This is a genomic window from Erwinia sp. Leaf53 (assembly GCF_001422605.1).
Lineage (GTDB): Bacteria > Pseudomonadota > Gammaproteobacteria > Enterobacterales > Enterobacteriaceae > Erwinia.
This window is the reverse complement of record NZ_LMLK01000005.1, coordinates 1-18,457: the sequence shown is the minus strand read 5'-3', so window position 1 is coordinate 18,457 and position 18,457 is coordinate 1. Positions and strand designations below refer to the sequence as shown.

Genomic DNA, 18,457 nt, shown 5'->3' with positions numbered 1-18,457 from the left:
TCTTGTCGTTCCTGATGTTGAGAGAAAATCCAACACACCATTTGCAGCGGATATCCGGCGTTCGCCGCAGGCACCGCGCAGAAACCAGCGCCGATCAGGCAATAAAAAGGGGCACATCGCGCGCCCCAAAAACATGCAAAGCACCAAAGCGGTGCCCCACTATCGCTGTTCCAGCTCGTCCAGCTGGCCGTACAGCCCGGCAATCTGATGAATACGCTGGCGGCCGTCGCTCAGCAGTTCGTGCAGCACCGCGTTGGCCAGCAGGTTGATCAGGCTGTTGGCAGCGGCGTAGCTGTCAAAGGCGGAAACGCTGTCCAGCGGCGCGCACAGCTGCCAGCGCGCCAGCGCTATCACCGACTGCGCCTGCGGTTCGCACAGCGCCAGGGTGGGGATCTGCCGCTGCTGCAGCTGCTGCAACAGCGGGCGAATAATGCGCGGACGGCGGCGGAAGGCCATCACCACCACCAGATCGTCAGGGGTCAGATCCACCAGCTCTTCCGCCAGCGTCTGGCCGGGCTGCGGCAGCACCTGCACCTGCCCGCGCGCCTGCAACAGCTGCTGCCTCAGGTGCAGCGCCAGCGGCCACGAGTTACGCATGCCAATGATAAATAAACGTTTATATCCGGCCAGTGCCTGTACCACTTCCCCCAACTGCACGCTGTCGATGCCGTTGACCCACTGGGTAAGGTTGGCCATCTCCTGCTTATAATGACGCGCCAGCAGGGTGTTACCCTGTACCGCGTCGCGATTATCGGTCAGCGGCATGCCGCTCTGGCGCAGGGTGCGCAGCTCATCGCGCATATCCTTATACTTCTCATAGCCCAGCCGCTTAAACAGCCGGCTGACGGTGGCTTTGGACACGCCGCTCAGGCGCGCCAGCTCGGCACTGTTATAGCTAATCAGATCGTCGAAGTGGTCGAAGACAAAGTCGGCAATCCGCTGCTCCTGTGGTGAGAGCTGTTCGTACTGACTGCGCAGTCGTTCATCAAGCTGCATCATGCTAGAGTCCCTGTAACTTTTGTTTCATTCACCTGATGGTATACAAAAGCCGTGCCTGAAAAAACTGGAACGGCGATTGCTTTAGTCAGGGCACCGTTGATTGAGGACGATAAACATGAACCAAAGCAATATGGCCCCGCTGGGGATGGCCGTCACCCCGCATCATCTGGCCAGCGAGAGCGCGCTGTCGGTGTTACGCGAAGGGGGTAACGCCATTGAGGCGATGGTGGCCGCCGCCGCGACCATCGCGGTGGTCTATCCGCATATGAATGGCCTCGGGGGCGATGGCTTCTGGCTGATCGTGCCGCCGCAGGGCGAGCCGGTCGCCATTGACGCCAGCGGGGCGGCCGGCTCGCTGGCGACGATTGATTTCTATCAGGGAGCGACGACCATCCCCCATCGCGGCCCGCGATCGGCGCTGACCGTCGCCGGCACGGTCAGCGGCTGGGCGGAAGCGCTGGAGGTCTCCCGCGAGCTGGGCGGCCAGCAGCGGCCGCTGGCAAGACTGCTCAGCGACGCCATCCGCTATGCGGCAGACGGTATTCCGGTTACCGAGTCGCAGGCCGCCGCCACCCTCGGCAAACGGCCCGAGCTGGCCGGTCAGCCCGGCTTCGCCAGCACCTTTCTGCCTGACGGTGAGGTACCGCGTGCCGGCAGCCGTTTCACCCAGCCGGAGCTGGCCGACACGCTGATCCACCTGAGTGAAGCGGGGCTGGAGAGTTTCTACCGCGGGCCGCTGGCGCACCGGCTGGCCGCGTCCATGGCAGAACTGGGGATGCCGATCACCCTGCAGGACCTCAATAACCAGCGGGCCAAACGCCGCACTCCGTTGCGCATCCGGCACCAGTACGGCGAGGTGTTTAATATGACCCCGCCGACCCAGGGCCTGGTGTCGCTGGCGATCCTCGCTATCACCGACCGCTTGCCAATGGCCGAGGCCAGCGAAGCGCACACCCTTCACCGCATTGTTGAAGCCACCAAGCTGGCGTTCGGGCTGCGTGACCAGTACATCACCGACCCTTTGCATATGCATGAGGAGATGCAGGCGCTGCTGGACGGCGACCGCCTGGCACAGCTGGCGGCACAGATTGACGATACCCGCGCGGCCCCGTGGGGCACCAGCAAAGGGCCGGGCGATACGGTCTGGATGGGGGTAATGGACAGCAGCGGGCTGGCCGTCTCCTTTATCCAGAGCATCTATCACGAATTTGGCAGCGGCGTGGTGCTGCCGGGCACCGGGATTACCTGGCAGAACCGCGGCGCGGCGTTCAGCCTGGATGCCAGTCATCTGCTCGCGCTGGCACCGGGCAAACAGCCGTTCCATACGCTGAACCCGGCGGCGGCGCGGCTTAACGACGGCCGTACGATGGTCTACGGTTCGATGGGCGGCGACGGCCAGCCGCAGACCCAGGCCGCGATCTTCACCCGCCACGTGGTACAGGGAATGCCGCTGCAGCAGGCGATAAGCGCGCCGCGCTGGCTGCTGGGCCGCACCTGGGGCCAGTCTTCCGACTCGCTGAAGCTGGAGGGGCGTTTCAGCGCGGAGACCGTCGCCACCCTGCGCGCCCTCGGCCATGAGGTGGAGATGCTGGCAGACTTTAGTGAAGCAGTGGGCCATGCCGGGGCGATCGTACGCCATAATAACGGCATGCTGGAAGGCGCTTTCGATCCGCGCAGCAACGGCAGCGCGGCCGGTTTTTAACAGGAGACGATCATGACGCAGTATCACGCCGACTGGGCGATCTATATCTCACAGATGGAACAGGTCCTCGGGCTTGAGCTGGACGACGCGCGCCGCGCGGAGCTGCTGGTGCAGTTTACCCGCATCGCCGGGATGGCCGGGCCGTTAATGAACTTCCCGCTCGACGACCGGCTGGAAGTGGCAGGAGTGTACAAAGCATGAGCCTGCATGACCTGTCGATTCAACAGCTGAGCGCGGCGTTCTCCGCTGGCGAGCTGAGCGCCCGCGAGATTGCCGGCCAGACGCTGGCGGCGATCCACCAGCATAATCCGGCGATCAACGCCTGGACGCACGTCACCGACGATCGCATGCTGCAGGAGGCCGATCGCCTCGATCGCCTGCGCCGCGAAGGTCAGCCGCTGCCCGCGCTGGCCGCCGTGCCCTATGCGGTAAAAAACCTGTTTGACGTTACCGGCCACAGCACGCTGGCCGGGGCCAGCCTGTTCAGCGAACGGGCACCGGCGCGGCAGGATGCCTGGGCGGTGCAGCAGCTTAACCGCTGCGGCGGCCTGCTCTCCGGCATGCTGAATATGGATGCCTACGCCTACGGTTTTACCACCGAGAACAGCCACTACGGTGCCACCCGTAACCCACACGATCTGAAGCGCATCGCCGGCGGCTCCTCCGGCGGGTCGGCGGCAGCGGTGGCCGCCGGGCTGATCCCCTTCTCGCTCGGCAGCGATACCAACGGCTCGATCCGCGTGCCGGCGTCGCTATGCGGCATCTTCGGCCTGAAACCGACCTTTGGCCGCCTGTCGCGCGGCGGCAGCCATCCGTTTGTCGCCAGCCTTGACCATATAGGACCTTTTGCCCGCCGGGTCAGCGACCTGACGCTGGTCTATGACGCCCTGCAGGGGCACGATGCTGCCGATGCCTTCCAGGCCGACGCACCGCTGCAACCGGTGATGCCGCAGCTGGAACGCAGCGGCGAAGGATTACGCTGCGGCGTGCTCGGCGGCTGGTTCAGTCAGTGGTGCGATGACGACGCGCGCAACGCGGTGGCCCGCGCCGCGCAGGTGCTGAACGCCACCGAGACCTTCGAGCTGGCGGACACCGACCTGGCGCGTACCTCGGCATTTATTATTACCGCTTCGGAGGGGGGCAGCCACTATCTGCCGGCACTGAAGCGTGCGCCGCAGGACTTCGAACCCGCCTCACGCGAGCGCCTGCTGGCGGGCGCGATGCTGCCAGGAGCCTGGTACGTACAGGCGCAGCGCTTCCGCCGCCACTGGCAACAGCAGGTGCTGCCGCTGTTTGAACAGGTCGACGTGCTGATCGCTCCGGCCACCCCGACCAGCGCCACCCCGATCGGCCAGCAGACCATGCACATCAACGGCCAGGATCTGCCAATCCGCGCCAGCATGGGGATGCTGACCCAGCCGATCTCCTTCCTCGGCCTGCCGGTGGTCAGCGTGCCGCTGCAGACGCCCGGTGGATTACCCATCGGCCTGCAGCTGATCGCCGCGCCGTTTAACGAAGCCGCCTGCCTGCGCGCCGCCCGTGCGCTGGAGCAGAGTGGACTGGCCCGGGCGGTGCTGCCCGTTATGGAGTGATGCAATGAGAACTGAAGATATCGATCGTCCGGCGGTGATTGCCGAGGTCACCGCCGCCTTCTACCGCTATGAGCAGGCGTTAGTCAGCAATGACATTGCGGTACTGGACGAGCTGTTCTGGCACGATCCGCGCACCGTGCGGCTCGGGGCCGGTGAGAATCTCTACGGCATTGACGCGATTCGGGAGTTTCGCGCCGCCCGGCCGTCGGCCGGTCTTGACCGCCAGCTGCGTAATACGGTGATCACCTGCTACGGCAACGACATGGCGGTGTGCAGCACCGAATTTACCCGTGAAGGGAACGATAATATCGGCCGCCAGCAGCAGACCTGGATCCGCCTTCCTGAGGGCTGGCGGATCGTGGCGGCGCAGGTCAGCATCATGCGCTAAGCCGCGCCGGCACTGGCCTGCGCCGAAGTCCGTAAAACTCACGGTGGCGTGCGCCAGGGGCCGGTGTTACAACTGCCCCTGTTGACCAAACAGGGAGCAAAAAATGAGCAATCATCCGCACGTTACTGTTTCTGATGCACACCCAAACCCGCAGGATGAAAACCCTCCACCTGCCAATAAAGACTGGCACCGTAATGAAATTATCTGCGCAATCCATATGACGGGAGGGTCGGTAGCGTCATTGTCACGCGCGCACGGGTTAGCCGAGGGAACGCTGGCTAACGCGCTTAACCGCCCGTGGCCGAAGGGGGAGCTGATTATCGCCAACGCGATTGGCGTCAACCCCGAACAAATCTGGCCCAGCCGCTTCTTAGCCCGCCGTGAGCGGGATCGCTTCAGGGGAAGGCAGAAGCGCAGATATCCGTAGGCGGTTTCTGCATTTTGGCAATGGAGATTAGCGTATGACTATTCAGGGATATGTGTTTTCGTCGTCACCGCTCAATTCGTCAGTCATCTTCCTGAATCTCATTATTCATTTTTTGCAATGCTATCAGTCACTTTTCACCACAGGCCCATCTTTTGATTATCAGCACCTCGCAAGAGTGGAGTTAAGGAATGAATAACCATGAATTCAAAAAAATAATTTATCCTTTTCTGTTTCTGACATCGTTCGGTGTCTATCTCTATATTGGTTATTTTTCATGGTTTTTACTTAAGACAGGCGCATCCCCGTTTCAGGCCTCAATACTTATTGGTATCACCACTTTATCCAGTCTCTTTTGGGGACCACTGGCAGGCAGGATCATAGATCGCTCTAAAAAAAACTTTTATGGCTTGTGGGTGGACAAATCCTCAGCGCACTAATCGTACTATTATTTGGCTACATATCCATATTTGAAGTAACCTTCACCAGCGCATTGGTTGTTTTGTTTTCCTTATTATTCAACCTGAACGCTATTATCGTCAGTCAATACATAATTCCACTACTTGCAGATAATTATGAGAACAGCGTTGCGCTGGAATCGAGAGTATCGGGTCTCGCGGTCCTGCTCTCCAGCCTCCTGCTGGCGTTTTTCTATGATTACAAGTGGACATTTATCTTTCACCTTACTTCTGCTATCTGCTTAGTTATATCGTCAGCGTTGATTCTTTCTCTACGGAACCTGAACATTTCTCCCGTTCAGGAGATCTATGAAAAAACAGCTGAAGAGGGCTTTCGTCATATTTATAAAAAATCTTTTCTTTTAATCAAAGAAAATGGATTCCTGGCGTTAGCCATGTGCGCTATCGCTTTTACAGAAACGTCATTCAGCGCTAACTTTGACGTTATCGCCTTTACGTTGAAAACCACACCTTACACCGTCATTTTCCTGTTCGGTGCAGTGAGTGGCATACTGGATAGTTTCGCTTCATGGTTGTATCCAAAGATTCTGAAATTCGGCAACACAAGTTTTCGCTGGTATTTTTTTCTGTGCAGCTTTCTGCTGGTCTTTGCCATTGCAGCAACGTTATCGATGTCAAACACCGCCAGCCACAGCCCTCTTTTCCTTCCGGCTGTAGTCGTTTCACTGGAATTTATCGGCGTATGGTGGGGGATTTTTATCTCTGCACGGGTCAGGGAGGCCAGTAGGGTGAATGAGTACGGGCAGACGATGGCGGCTTTTCGCATACCTCGTTCGATGATCACCTTCTTCGGAATCACCAGCATAGGTACTGCGTTGCAGTCGGGGAAAATGGAGTGGGTGTTTATTATTAACACGATCCTACTGGCTCTGGTTATCTTATTAAAACTAACCAGAGAGTCAAAAAAGCGTTAAAAGGAATACTGCAAGCGACTCATTAGATGCAGAAGCGCCACATAGCTTCTGCATCTAAACTCGAAAAAGTCAGCTTCCGAAGGGAATAATCGACTCACAGGTTTTAAAAATACTCTGCGGGATAAAGTTATTAAAGCCATTTTCGATACAATAATCCAGAAGTCCACGTTTATTACCCACGCCTGCTTTTTTATAAATCCGACAAAGCGTATCTTCCACAGTTCGGTTGGAAACGCCGATCGCTCTTTCAATCATTTTTGGCGTGAAAGACTGACACGTGTAGAAAATAACCTCCCATTCTTTAAGCGTAAATATATTATCCGGTGGCGTGAATATAAGTGAAGTCGGTATTTTAATTTTTTTAAGCCGAGTGATAGCAATCGAATCAACAGGCCTATTGTGCGCAATAATGCCAAGCACCTCACCAGACCGCCCTATTATTGGAAACTTATCACAATACCATGGCTGAAAAAAATCATCGTTTCCAATCTTATGTATTTCTATTGAGGTCATTCTGTCCCGATACTCCTCAACCTTCCTGTCATGAGCCTGAAATTCCGGTTCAAATTCATGTATTGCTACAGGCAACTCTCCATCATAACGCCCTTCAAGATTAAAACCTTCAGGAATTGTCAAAAAACGCTTGATCTCTTTATTAGCATACACAAACTGTGATTTATTGTTTTTAACCCACCAGGATTCATTGCTCCCTTCCCAATAGCGAGTCAAAGGGGCAATAATACTCTCTATCTCGGTATCTCTATCTTTATAACTCATGCTTTCATCTCCACATCCACTAATAAATAACCATTCGGTTCCAGTTCAGGAATGAGTGAGTATAAATTTTGAAGATAAAAAGTAATCAGGACGAGTAAAATTAAAGCACGAAGTGAATAGTAATCTATTGAATTAACAATTTTTGTGATGGAAAGGATAACTCGAAAAGATAAAGGACGAGCCCTCGCTCGTCCTGAACGCTTACATCACCGGGGCGGGGTGTTTTTTCATCCAGTGATCGGCGATCTGCTGGCGGGTGCAGATCCATACACGGTCGTGCTGCTGGATGTGATCGAGGAAGCGCTGCAGCGCGCGGAAGCGGCCGGGGCGGCCGAGCAGCCGGCAGTGCATGCCGATCGACATCATTTTCGGTGCCTCTTCGCCCTCTTCATACAGCACGTCAAAACTGTCGCGCAGGTAGGTATAGAACTGCTCGGCGGTGTTGAAGCCCTGCGGGGTGGCAAAGCGCATGTCGTTGGTTTCAAGGGAATACGGAATAATCAGGTGCGGCTTCACCGTGCCGTCCAGGCAGGTGACCTGGGTCCAGAACGGCAGATCGTCACCGTAGTAGTCGCTGTCGTAGGTCAGGCCGCCCTGCTCCACCACCAGCCGCCGGGTGTTCGGGCTGTCGCGGCCGGTGTACCAGCCGGTGGGCGTTTTGCCAAACAGGTCGGTCAGCGTGTCCAGCGCCAGCTGCATGTGCTGCCGCTCGGTTTTCGCATCCATCCCCTGATAGTGGATCCAGCGCCAGCCGTGGCTGACCACGTCGTAATCCGCCGCTTTAATCGCTTCAACGATTTCCGGGTGACGCGCCAGCGCCATCGCCACGCCAAATACGCTCAGCGGCAGCCCGCGTTTCTGAAACTCGTTGTGAATGCGCCAGAAACCGGCGCGGGAACCGTATTCGTACAGCGAGTCCATCGACATATGGCGCTCGGGATAGCTGGCCGCGCCGATAATATCCGAAAGAAACTGCTCGGAGCCGGCGTCGCCGTGCAGCACGTTGTTTTCCGCGCCCTCTTCGTAGTTGAGGACAAACTGCACCGCAATGCGCGCCTTCTTCGGCCAGGCCGCGTGCGGCGGCTGTCCCGCATAGCCGCGCAGGTCACGCGGATAGTTTTTGTTGAAGCCGTACTCTTTCTTTTCGGGGGTATCACTCATAACCAGCATCCTGTGTTGTCGGCGTGCGTTATCACCTTAGTTTAGGCGCTCAAACTGACCGGACAGCCTTTTTGCCACCGGATAATCCAGATCGCCGTGTTTGCTGGTGCCCAGCCCCAGCGCCAGCAGCGATTCAACCATTTTGACCGCCGCGCCCACGCCGTCGATCACCGGCAGCCCCAGTTCACGCGTCAGCTCCTGCGCCAGGTCCGCCATGCCGCCGCAGCCGAGCACGATCGCCCCGCTGCCGTCTTCGCGTTTGGCCTGGATACAACGCTGGCGCACTTTCTCCTGCGCCACGCCGCTGCCGTCTTCCAGCGCCAGCACCGGCAGGTCGATGGCGTGGATCGCGGCGCAGTGGTGCACAAAACCGTACTGCTGCAGCAGGTGCCGGGCAATCACCACCGTGCGCGGCAGCGTGGTGACGATGGAGAAACGGGTGGCCACCAGGGTGGCCACATGCATCGCCGCTTCGGCAATGCCCACCACCGGCCCGGAAGCCAGCTCACGGGCGGCCAGCAGCCCCGGATCGCCAAAGCAGGCGATCACGTGGCCGCGTGCGCCCTGCTCACGGCCGGCTTTGACCTGCTCCAGCACGCCGATGGCGGCTATCGCCTCATCAAAGTGGCCTTCGATGGAAGGCACGCCCTGTGCCGGGCACACCGCCAGAATATCGGTGTTCGCCCCGGCCACCGCCCGCGCGGCGCGGCCGATGGTTTCGGTCATCGCCAGGCTTGTGTTGGGGTTAATCACCTGGATCAGCTGTCGGTTACTCATCACTCCACTCCTTTACCTGCAAACAGCCGGGCGAAATCCGGCAGGGTTTCGCCGCCGCGTTCAAAGCGCAGGCTGGCCACAATATGATCGAAATGTTGCCGTAGTGCGTCAGTCAGCGGCACCAGCGCCCGCTCGCGCAGCAGGATCAGCAGCTGGTCGTGATCGTCACAGCGGCAGCCCTGCTTCCAGGGGGAGCCATAGGCCGCTACCACCAGCGAGGAGCGCTGGCTCAGCCGGGTGACCATTTCGGTCAGCACCTGATTGCCGGAGATCGCCTGCAGCTGGATGTGAAAGGCGGCGGAAAGACGGATCGCGGCGGCACCGTCGTGAGCGTCATGCGCCTGCTGCTCCTGGCGGATCAGCTTTTCCAGCGCCGCCAGATGCGGCGGCTGGCAGCGGGCCAGTACGTCCGCCAGGTTGGCGCACTCCAGCAGGCATCGGGTGTGGAAGATATCCTGCGCCTCTTCCACCGTCGGCGTGGCGACCTGCGCACCACGTTTGGGCGTCAGGGTGATCATTTGCACCGCTGCGAGGCGCTGCAGCACCTTACGAATGCCGGTGCGGCTGACGCCAAACACCTCAGAGAGGGCCTCTTCCGGCAATTTACTGCCCGGCGGGAGCTGGTGCTCCACAATCGCCGTCATTAGCGCCTGATAGATCGGCTCGTCCTTATCATTCAGGTCGGAGGCCGTTTTCAGCCCGGTTTCACTCTTCATTTTTCGCTCCGTCAACATCATCGCCCTGGCAAATCGTACACAGTATTCGTCATTTTTGTATACATGAAATTACGATCTGGCCTGGATCCTGCAATACCTGATGCAACCCAACCGGTTTTATCATCTCTTTGAGGAGCAGGTTTCATGCCAAACAGTCAAATGAGTTCCCAGGACGCGGCCGCAGAAGCCCGTGCCAACTACAGCCCCCGGCTGTGTAATGACGATCTCGCCCCGACCCGTGACCAGAACTGGAGCTGGTACAACATCTTTTCGTTCTGGATGTCCGATGTACACAGTATGGGTGGCTACGTGGTGGCGGCCAGCTTCTTCACCCTCGGCCTGGCCAGCTGGCAGGTGCTGTTGTGCCTGCTGGCCGGTATCTGCATCGTGCAGCTGTGCGCCAACCTGGTGGCGAAGCCCAGCCAGATAGCGGGCGTGCCCTACGCGGTGATCTGCCGCCAGGCTTTCGGCGTGTTCGGCGCCAATATCCCGGCGGTGATCCGCGGGCTGATCGCGTTTGCCTGGTACGGTATTCAGACCTACCTGGCGGCTAACGCGCTGATGCTGGTGTCGCTTAAGTTCTGGCCGGCGCTGGCGCCGATGACCCAGGTCAGCTGGCTGGGCCTGTCACAGCTGGGCTGGCTCTGCTTCGGCATTATGTGGCTGCTGCAGGCGATGGTGTTCTGGCACGGGATGAACGCGATTAAGCGCTTTATCGATATCGCCGGGCCGGCCGTGTACGTGGTGATGGGCGCGCTGGCGGGATGGATTGTATACAAAACCGGCTTTGACGGCATTTCGTTCACTCTGGCCAGCAAGTCGCTGACCGCCGGTGAGCAAACGTGGCAGATGATTACCGCCACCGCGCTGGTAGTCTCCTACTTCTCCGGCCCGCTGCTTAACTTTGGAGACTTCTCCCGCTACGGCAAAAGCATGGGCGAGATCAGACGCGGTAACCGCTGGGGACTGCCGTTCAACTTCCTGCTGTTCTCAATTGTTACCGTGGTGATCGTCTCCGGTACCCAGTCGCTGTTTGGCCGTATGATCGTTGACCCGATTGAGACCGTCAGCATGGTCGGCAGCGACCTGGCGGTGGCGATTGGCCTGTTAACCATGATTACCGCCACCATCGGCATCAACATCGTGGCCAACTTTGTCTCACCGGCCTTTGACTTCTCTAACTGCTCGCCGCAGAAGATCAGCTTCCGCACCGGCGGCATGATTGCCGCGGTAGGCTCGGTGCTGCTGACGCCGTGGAACCTGTTTAACTCACCGGAGCTGATCCACTACACGCTGGACGTGCTGGGGGCATTCATCGGTCCGCTGTTCGGTATTCTGCTGGTGGACTTCTACATCGTTAAGCGTGGGAAGGTGTCGGTGGATGATCTGTTTGACGCGACGCCGGCCGGTAAATACTGGTATCGCGGCGGCTTTAACCCGAAAGCGATTGGTGCACTGCTGCCCGCCGTGGCCATCGGCCTGGTGATCAGCTTTATCCCGTCGTTACACGCGGTGGCAAACTTCAGCTGGTTTATCGGCGTGGCGCTGGGTGCGGGTGCCTATCGCTGGATGGCGCGTGAGGAAGTGAGCCGCGAGGCCACACCGGCTTACGCTGCAAACGTCGTGATGCAGAAAGAGTGATGATGCAGTAAGAGTGATGTGAGAGAGGGCCGGTTAATCCGGTCCTTTTTTTAAGGCGCATAAAAGACAAAAGGCCGATTCCTGAGAATCGGCCTTTCTTAATACTTGGCGGAACGGACGGGGCTCGAACCCGCGACCCCCTGCGTGACAGGCAGGTATTCTAACCAACTGAACTACCGCTCCGCGCTTTATTCCCCGTCGGGAACGAGGCGAATATTACGGACAGGTACGCTATACGTCAACGCTTTTTAACCGGTTTTATCTTAAGTGCTCTTTTTTTATGCTTAACGGGCTTTTTCTGTCGCAATTTAGCCACTTACTGCGCGGCGTCCTCTGACGGGCGCCATAAACAGCTGCCGCCTTTTTTCATCACCAGGTCCAGACGGGCCTCATGCAGCGCGCACTCGTCTGCGCTGGCGCGCACCACGCGCAGACCCGACGATGGCCGCACAATGCGTTGAATGGTCTCTTCCCCTTCCTGTTTATCGCGTTCGCCCTCCATAGAAAAAGTCAGCGAGGTCTGCCCGCCGGTCATGGTCAGGAAAACTTCGGCGAGGATTTCGGAGTCAAGGAGTGCGCCGTGCAGCGTACGCTTGCTGTTGTCTATTTCATAACGTGAGCAGAGGGCGTCGAGGCTGTTGCGCTTGCCCGGAAACATCTTACGCGCCATCGCCAGGCTGTCGGTTATCTGGCAAAACGTTTCGGTTTTACCGATGCCCCGGTTCAGCTTGCTGAATTCATAGTCCATAAAGCCGATATCGAACGAGGCGTTATGGATAACAAGCTCAGCGCCGTCGATATAGGCGAGGAACTCATCGGCAACGTCGGCAAAGGTCGGTTTATCCGCCAGGAATTCATCCGCAATGCCGTGCACGCCGAACGCTTCCGGATCGACCAGCCGGTCCGGTTTCAGGTAGACGTGGAAGTTATTGCCGGTCAGGCGGCGATTGACCACTTCAACGGCACCGATTTCGATAATGCGGTGCCCCTCATAGTGGACGCCAATCATGTTCATACCGGTGGTTTCGGTATCAAGCACGATGACCCGTTCGGATGTACTCTGGAAACTCATGACGTTTACCCGGTGGTTAATCAGTCGTGGGCGCAGGCCCGCTGGAGAAAGTGTCGCAGGTGCACACCCTGCGCGATTGCCCGACAGGGTAACACCAGCCGGGCCGGTAAGTCATGCTCCTGGGGCGACAGACTGCACCGGCAGCGGCATCAACCCGTCGCGATCGCCAGTAAATGCGCTTTTTGCCATGCTCGCGGCAGCACTTTATGTCAGACTTGGCGTTTTACAGCGGGAAGACGGGCAAAAATGTTAAAGCAGGTTGAGATTTTCACCGACGGATCCTGTCTGGGTAACCCAGGCCCCGGCGGTTACGGCGCGATTTTACGTTTCGGTAAACATGAAAAGGAGTTCAGCGCCGGATTTCGGCTGACCACCAATAATCGCATGGAGATGATGGCGGCGATCGTCGCGCTGGAAGCGCTGAACGAGCAGTGCAACGTGGTACTGAGCACCGACAGCCAGTACGTGCGTCAGGGGATCACCAGTTGGATCCATAACTGGAAAAAGCGCGGCTGGAAGACCGCCGATAAAAAGCCGGTGAAAAACGTCGACCTCTGGCAGCGGCTGGACAAGGCGCTGAGCCACCATGAGATCCAGTGGAAGTGGGTTAAAGGGCACGCCGGTCACGTGGAAAATGAGCGCTGTGATGAACTGGCGCGATCGGCGGCGGGCAAACCGACCGCCGATGATATCGGATATCAGTCCGGCTCCTGATGCTTACGGAATGGGCTCGCGCTGACCGGGCTGAGCGCACGCCTGGCGGCGCTTCTCTTCGCCGGGTTTCTGGTAAGCGGGAAGGTACGCTTACGGGCGACGATCATATGCATACAGCCCAGCGCGGGCAGGTGCGTGCTGATCACCTTACCGCCTTGTCGGCTCCAGGGCAGGACCTGAAACCCGCTGCGCTGTACCACTTCGTAATTGAGCAGGCTCAGCCAGTCGAGCAGGCGCAGGGTGGTGAACATTCTGCTGTTCCAGGGCATCTTACGGTGCACGCCCGGAATAAGCTTCCCTACGCCCAGCACGCTGAACAGATTGAAACCGCTGATGATCATCCAGCCATCGTCAATCAATACCCGATCGACTTCGCGCAGAATGCGGTGCGGATCGCTGCTCCAGGCCAGCGTGTGCGCCAGCAGGCAGGCATCCACCGATTTTGACTCAAAGGGCAGGCTCAGCGGCGAGGCGATCACCTGCAGATTATCACCGCTCTCGCCGACGTTGACCTGATGTGAGATGCCACAGGCGTCGGTAGCAATCTCTGCGCTCAGGCTGCCGATTTTTAACAGGTGAAAACCGTAAAGTTTCGCCAGCGTGGGCTGCAGGTGATGGGATAGCGCATCGCGGTAAAACTCTCCGCAAGGCATCTGCGCCCATTGGGTCGGAACCGGGCGGATTTGACGTGTTTTAGCGGGCTTCATGCTTTAACATCTTCCTTCCGTTACCAGCACACAGAGGTGAATAATGAATCTTACCAGCATTCCGGCCCTGCAGGATAATTACATCTGGACCCTCAATGATGACGCAGGTCGCTGCCTGATCGTCGACCCGGGCGAAGCGCTGCCGGTACTCAGCCTGCTGGAGAAAAATCAGTGGCAGCCAGAGGCTATATTACTGACCCATCATCACCACGATCATGTCGGCGGCGTGGCGGAATTGTGTGACCGTTTTCCCGGCTTAACGGTGTACGGACCGGAAGAAACCCGCGGCAAAGGGACCAACTTTATCGTGGCAGATGGCGACGACATCACCGTATTGGGAAACAAATTCACCGTTTTTTCCACGCCGGGTCACACTTTAGGACATGTCTCATATTTCAGCTTCCCTTACCTTTTCTGCGGAGACACAATGTTTTCCGGCGGATGTGGCCGACTTTTTGAAGGCACACCCAAGCAGATGTTTGAGTCTTTTCAAGCTATTAATGCACTCCCTGCCGATACGCTGGTCTGCTGCGCCCATGAATATACATTATCCAATTTAACCTTTGCGCACACCATTGACCCTGATAATGCCGAAATAACGCAGTACTACCATAAAATTAGAGAGTTACGTGCAAAAAACCAGATAACTTTGCCGACAAAGCTGGAACTGGAAAGAAAAATTAATGTATTTCTGAGAACGCAAGATACTGAATTACAGAAGTTAATTGGCTTCGAAACATCCCCGCAACATGAGTGGCAGGTTTTCGCGACTCTACGCGAGAAGAAAGACACTTTTTGAATTTAAGGTTGTGTTGTCAGGATCGAGCACGTATCATTGCTCGTCTTTTAAGCGAACTATTGACACACACATGAAGGCTAAAGCGATATTACTCGCCTCAGTCTTGCTGGTGGGGTGCCAGGCATCAAGGCACGATGCTAACATCCCCGTACAGCATGCACAGAGTTTGTCTTCGGCAGGTCAAGGTGAAAATGGACAGTACTCAGATGAGTTGTTGTCTCCGCGCTGGCAGGATGATGGAACGACCCTGGCGCAGGGCAGAGATCTGTGGAATTTCATTAGCGACGAGCTGAAGATGAAGGTTCCGGATAATTACCGGATACGCGAACAAAAACAGAAGTACCTGAGTAACAAGAGCTATCTCCACGATGTAACATTACGGGCAGAGCCGTATATGTACTGGATAGTCGAGCAGATTAAGCAACGTAAAATGCCGATGGAACTGGTACTACTACCCATAGTGGAGAGCGCTTTTGACCCCCGCGCAACGTCTTCCGCCAATGCCGCAGGCATCTGGCAGATCGTGCCGCAGACGGGTAAAAATTATGGTCTTAAGCAGACCCAGTGGTATGACGGGCGACGTGATGTCGTGGCGTCGACCAAAGTTGCTCTGGATATGATGCAACGCCTTAACGACATGTTTGACGGTGACTGGTTACTGACCGTTGCTGCGTATAACAGTGGTGAAGGCCGCGTGATGAAGGCGATGAAGGCAAATAAAGCCCGTGGACGACCTACGGACTTCTGGTCTTTAGCGCTGCCGAGAGAAACGACGGTCTATGTGCCTAAAATGCTGGCCCTGGGGCAGATCCTCAAGAACAGCAAGCGCTATGGCGTGCGTCTGCCGACACCGAACGAATCCCGCGCTCTGGCGCGTGTAGAAGTCGGTCAGCAGATTGAGCTGACGCAGGCGGCCGAAATGGCCGGCATGTCGCTCAGCAAACTGAAGAGCTTTAATACCGGCTACAAGCGTGGCACGACGGCACCTAATGGTCCTCACTACATTATGGTACCGAAGTCTAACGTAGCCAAACTGCGCAATTCCCTGGCAACGGGTGATATTGCTGCGGTACAGCCAACTTCGCTGGCAAATAACGTCGCGTCATCTTCCTCCTATAAGGTGAGGAATGGCGATACGCTGTCGGTGATTGCCAAACGGCTGAATGTGTCGGTGAAGGACCTGCAGCGGGCAAATAATTTGCGCGGGGCCAGTATTAAACCGGGGCAGACGCTGACTATTGGCGGAAGTGGATCGAAACTGGCAGATAACGGCGACAGCATCACCTACCGCGTTCGTAAGGGTGATTCTCTGGCCAGTATCGCAAAACAGCATGGTGTGAAAATCAAGGACGTGCAACGCTGGAACAGCGTTGCAGGCAACAGCAAGAACCTGCAGCCCGGCGTGAACCTGACGCTGTTTGTTGCTGATAACACCAGGCCAGACAGTTAAGATCGGTGGCTTAAGGCCAATAAAAAACCCGTCTCCGGACGGGTTTTTTTATGCCTTTTTAGGGGCGGTCGGGTCGGGCTTCTTTGCCCTTTTACGGGCGGGTTGCTTCAATAAAGATGATGTCGGTATGAAAACTGCCATCAGGCTGCAGCTCATAGTAGCGCTGAACCTCTTCTGCCGCACTCTGCTGGTACAAACGGATAGCATCAACCAGCGTCTGTGGCGTGCGCATACGCGCGACCCAGCTGCTGAACTCCAGCCCCAGCCGCCCCTGAGTTATCGCCGAGATGCGCAGGCCGGCTTCGGTCAGCAGCGTCAACCACTCGCCCGGCCCGTAGTTACGCACGTGAGAGGTGTCGCGCAGCGCTTCGATTGTCTGCAGCCAGATGTCCAGTGGTGGGCTGCCCGGCGCGCACACGTCCATAATAATTACGCTGCCGCCCGGTTTAAGCACCCGTCGCGCTTCGCGTAAGGCGCTACCGACGTCATGCCAGTGGTGCGCCGAGTAGCGGCTGATTACGACATCAAATTCGCCGTCGGCAAACGGCAGCTGCTCAGCGTAACCCTGTCGGGTGCTAAGACGATCGTAACCCCGTTCTGCCGAGGTCTGTTTCACTACTTCCAGCATTCTCTCCGACAGATCGTACGCCACCACCTCTGAAACGTGCTGTGCCGCGACAAAGCTGGCATGCCCTGCCCCACAGCCAAGATCGAGCAAACGCGCAGCGGGAGCCTGTGACAGACGTTCTGCCAGCTGCTGTAGATCCTGCCCGCCGGCGTGAACCGCGCTGGCTAAGTAGGCTTCCGCCCGATCGCCAAACTGATGCTCAACGTGTTGATGATGTTTGATGCTCATTGACCCTCCTGGTTAAACGCGCTCAGACCACCAGACGACGAACGGGATAGCCTGCTGTGGTGTAACCTGCAGCTCAAAGCCCAAACCAGTCTGTGTAGCCTGTAGCCTGTAGCCTGTAGCCTGTAGCCTGTAGCCTGTAGCCTGACGTTACAGAGGGTTAGGGTGGAATTCAACCAGCAACGGGTTATGATCGGAGGCGCGGGTGACCAGCACCGAGGCTTCCGCCACGCCCATACCGCGATAGAAAACGAAATCCAGCGGGCGGCCAAACGCTTTACGCCGGTGATCGTCAGTAAAGCGTACCTCCCGCAGCCCCATTTCTCGGGCAAAGCGGTACAGAGCGTTAATGCGCTGGCGGCTCCAGGCGTTGAAATCTCCGGCCATGATCACCGGGCCCTGATGGTGAACGATCTGTTCGCCGATAGGCCCCAGCTGCTTGCTGTAGACATCGATACCGAGGCTGAAATTCACCGCGTGAATATTCACCACCATCAGCATCTGACCGCCGGGCAACGGATAAGCGGTGACCAGCGCCGACTTGGCCAGCCGCAGCAGCGGCTCACGCTCCCGTAACGGGCAGCAGTAAACCGGGTGGGCAGAGGCCAGCGTCATCACGCCGGAGGGGTGCTGAGGCAGCACAAAGGCCGGCACCTGGTCGGCAGCGAGGTAGTTACTGGTGGCGAAATGCACCAGTTCAGGGGTGGTTTGCGCTTCCTGCAGCAGTACCAGATGGGCATCTTTACCGAAATTCTGCAGCACAGAGAGCCACTCGGCTCGCTGCTGCTTGAAGATGTTCCAGACCAGCACCTTCAGGGTGTTTTCGGTGGTCAGCGGCGCGCCAGGTGGTAATGCCTGTCCGACATGGAGCATGGCACCCGGAGGGAAAATACGCTCCACGGGCTGCCCTGCTACGTATCTCATGGCATATGTTTTTTTCCGCACGTTACCGCCTGCACTTATTACAACAAAAGAGACCTGTTGATCAGTTATAGGGACTTTACCCCTCACTTTCAATTGTCAGGCGTGAAATTCAGTCCGGCAGAAGGTAAGTAAATGCAAAAACCAACCGTCCAGACAGGCTAAAAATGCCGTTTAGCGGCCGACTGGCAGGAAAAAGGTGAGTAAAACACAAAAGAAAAAAGCCCTGAGTCAGATGACTCAGGGCTTTCTCTGTTTAAGTGGCGGAACGGACGGGGCTCGAACCCGCGACCCCCTGCGTGACAGGCAGGTATTCTAACCAACTGAACTACCGCTCCACCGATTCTGTACTGATATCAGAAAACGTCTGA

At 57.3% G+C, this 18,457-nt stretch carries 19 protein-coding genes and 2 tRNA genes; 10 read left to right on the top strand and 11 right to left on the bottom strand.

Going from position 1 to position 18,457, the window contains the following annotated elements:
• Positions 1 to 159 precede the first annotated feature (159 nt).
• Positions 160 to 999: a MurR/RpiR family transcriptional regulator HpxU gene (gene hpxU / locus ASF13_RS06420; RefSeq protein WP_056233782.1), complete on the bottom strand. Its 840-nt coding sequence runs from the start codon at positions 997 to 999 to the stop codon at positions 160 to 162.
• Between the two features lie 115 nt (positions 1,000 to 1,114).
• Between hpxU and ASF13_RS06415 the strand changes: the two genes are divergently transcribed.
• The 6 genes from ASF13_RS06415 (at position 1,115) to ASF13_RS06395 (ending at position 6,498) form a co-directional block, all read left to right on the top strand.
• Positions 1,115 to 2,701 (top strand): gamma-glutamyltransferase family protein, encoded by a 1,587-nt coding sequence (locus tag ASF13_RS06415; protein ID WP_056233780.1) that lies wholly within the window; start codon positions 1,115 to 1,117, stop codon positions 2,699 to 2,701.
• 12 nt (positions 2,702 to 2,713) lie between these two features.
• Positions 2,714 to 2,902, top strand: coding sequence for an oxalurate catabolism protein HpxX (hpxX, locus tag ASF13_RS06410; protein ID WP_056233778.1), 189 nt, complete (start codon positions 2,714 to 2,716; stop codon positions 2,900 to 2,902).
• Complete coding sequence (locus tag ASF13_RS06405) at positions 2,899 to 4,293, top strand: AtzE family amidohydrolase (protein ID WP_056233776.1); 1,395 nt, start codon at positions 2,899 to 2,901, stop codon at positions 4,291 to 4,293. The genes hpxX and ASF13_RS06405 overlap by 4 nt, the downstream gene beginning before the upstream one ends.
• Positions 4,294 to 4,297: 4 nt before the next feature.
• Positions 4,298 to 4,681 carry an oxalurate catabolism protein HpxZ gene (gene hpxZ, locus ASF13_RS06400; protein WP_056233775.1) on the top strand — a complete coding sequence of 128 codons (384 nt, stop codon included), beginning with the start codon at positions 4,298 to 4,300 and terminating at the stop codon, positions 4,679 to 4,681.
• 103 nt (positions 4,682 to 4,784) lie between these two features.
• A complete protein-coding gene (locus tag ASF13_RS24015; RefSeq protein WP_082502303.1) occupies positions 4,785 to 5,108 on the top strand; it encodes a helix-turn-helix transcriptional regulator in 324 nt (107 codons plus the stop codon).
• Positions 5,109 to 5,517: 409 nt separating this feature from the next.
• A complete protein-coding gene (locus tag ASF13_RS06395) occupies positions 5,518 to 6,498 on the top strand; it encodes a hypothetical protein (RefSeq protein WP_056233773.1) in 981 nt (326 codons plus the stop codon).
• 69 nt (positions 6,499 to 6,567) lie between these two features.
• Here the strand turns inward: ASF13_RS06395 and ASF13_RS06390 are convergent, their stop codons facing one another.
• From ASF13_RS06390 to ASF13_RS06375, 4 genes are all read right to left on the bottom strand, one after another.
• On the bottom strand, positions 6,568 to 7,275 hold the full coding sequence (locus ASF13_RS06390; RefSeq protein ID WP_056233771.1) for a PAS domain-containing protein: 708 nt from the start codon (positions 7,273 to 7,275) through the stop codon (positions 6,568 to 6,570).
• Positions 7,276 to 7,476: 201 nt separating this feature from the next.
• Complete coding sequence (puuE, locus tag ASF13_RS06385) at positions 7,477 to 8,436, bottom strand: allantoinase PuuE (RefSeq protein WP_056233769.1); 960 nt, start codon at positions 8,434 to 8,436, stop codon at positions 7,477 to 7,479.
• A gap of 36 nt (positions 8,437 to 8,472) precedes the next feature.
• Positions 8,473 to 9,213: an allantoin racemase gene (gene hpxA / locus ASF13_RS06380; protein WP_056233768.1), complete on the bottom strand. Its 741-nt coding sequence runs from the start codon at positions 9,211 to 9,213 to the stop codon at positions 8,473 to 8,475.
• Entirely contained in the window at positions 9,213 to 9,929 is a 717-nt protein-coding gene (locus ASF13_RS06375) for a GntR family transcriptional regulator (protein WP_056233766.1), read from the bottom strand. Before ASF13_RS06375 ends, hpxA begins: the two co-directional genes overlap by 1 nt.
• Positions 9,930 to 10,073: 144 nt before the next feature.
• Between ASF13_RS06375 and ASF13_RS06370 the strand changes: the two genes are divergently transcribed.
• Positions 10,074 to 11,570 (top strand): NCS1 family nucleobase:cation symporter-1, encoded by a 1,497-nt coding sequence (locus ASF13_RS06370; RefSeq protein WP_056233765.1) that lies wholly within the window; start codon positions 10,074 to 10,076, stop codon positions 11,568 to 11,570.
• Between the two features lie 106 nt (positions 11,571 to 11,676).
• Here the strand turns inward: ASF13_RS06370 and ASF13_RS06365 are convergent.
• Together ASF13_RS06365 and dnaQ are read right to left on the bottom strand one after the other, a co-directional pair.
• Positions 11,677 to 11,753: transfer RNA gene (locus tag ASF13_RS06365), tRNA-Asp, on the bottom strand.
• A gap of 133 nt (positions 11,754 to 11,886) precedes the next feature.
• The gene (gene dnaQ, locus ASF13_RS06360; RefSeq protein WP_056233763.1) at positions 11,887 to 12,642 is read right to left on the bottom strand and encodes a DNA polymerase III subunit epsilon; all 756 of its coding nucleotides are present in this window, start codon (positions 12,640 to 12,642) and stop codon (positions 11,887 to 11,889) included.
• Positions 12,643 to 12,888: 246 nt separating this feature from the next.
• Between dnaQ and rnhA the strand changes: the two genes are divergently transcribed.
• Positions 12,889 to 13,356, top strand: a complete 468-nt coding sequence (gene rnhA / locus ASF13_RS06355) for a ribonuclease HI (RefSeq protein ID WP_056233761.1) — start codon at positions 12,889 to 12,891, stop codon at positions 13,354 to 13,356.
• On the opposite strand, the gene ASF13_RS06350 is transcribed toward rnhA, so the two are convergent.
• A complete protein-coding gene (locus ASF13_RS06350) occupies positions 13,341 to 14,063 on the bottom strand; it encodes a methyltransferase domain-containing protein (RefSeq protein ID WP_056233759.1) in 723 nt (240 codons plus the stop codon). The two genes, rnhA and ASF13_RS06350, sit on opposite strands and share 16 nt — an antisense overlap.
• 43 nt (positions 14,064 to 14,106) lie before the next feature.
• Here ASF13_RS06350 and gloB point away from each other — a divergent pair, with 43 nt between their 5' ends.
• The gene (gene gloB / locus ASF13_RS06345) at positions 14,107 to 14,862 is read left to right on the top strand and encodes a hydroxyacylglutathione hydrolase (RefSeq protein WP_056233757.1); all 756 of its coding nucleotides are present in this window, start codon (positions 14,107 to 14,109) and stop codon (positions 14,860 to 14,862) included.
• A 70-nt stretch (positions 14,863 to 14,932) separates the two neighbouring features.
• Positions 14,933 to 16,312 (top strand): murein transglycosylase D, encoded by a 1,380-nt coding sequence (gene mltD / locus ASF13_RS06340; RefSeq protein WP_056233755.1) that lies wholly within the window; start codon positions 14,933 to 14,935, stop codon positions 16,310 to 16,312.
• 91 nt (positions 16,313 to 16,403) lie between these two features.
• Here mltD and ASF13_RS06335 read toward each other — a convergent pair whose 3' ends face one another.
• From ASF13_RS06335 to ASF13_RS06325, 3 genes are all read right to left on the bottom strand, one after another.
• Positions 16,404 to 17,168 carry a class I SAM-dependent methyltransferase gene (locus ASF13_RS06335; RefSeq protein ID WP_056233753.1) on the bottom strand — a complete coding sequence of 255 codons (765 nt, stop codon included), beginning with the start codon at positions 17,166 to 17,168 and terminating at the stop codon, positions 16,404 to 16,406.
• Positions 17,169 to 17,315: 147 nt separating this feature from the next.
• Entirely contained in the window at positions 17,316 to 18,110 is a 795-nt protein-coding gene (locus ASF13_RS06330) for an endonuclease/exonuclease/phosphatase family protein (RefSeq protein ID WP_056233751.1), read from the bottom strand.
• 237 nt (positions 18,111 to 18,347) lie between these two features.
• Positions 18,348 to 18,424: transfer RNA gene (locus tag ASF13_RS06325), tRNA-Asp, on the bottom strand.
• Positions 18,425 to 18,457 lie beyond the last annotated feature (33 nt).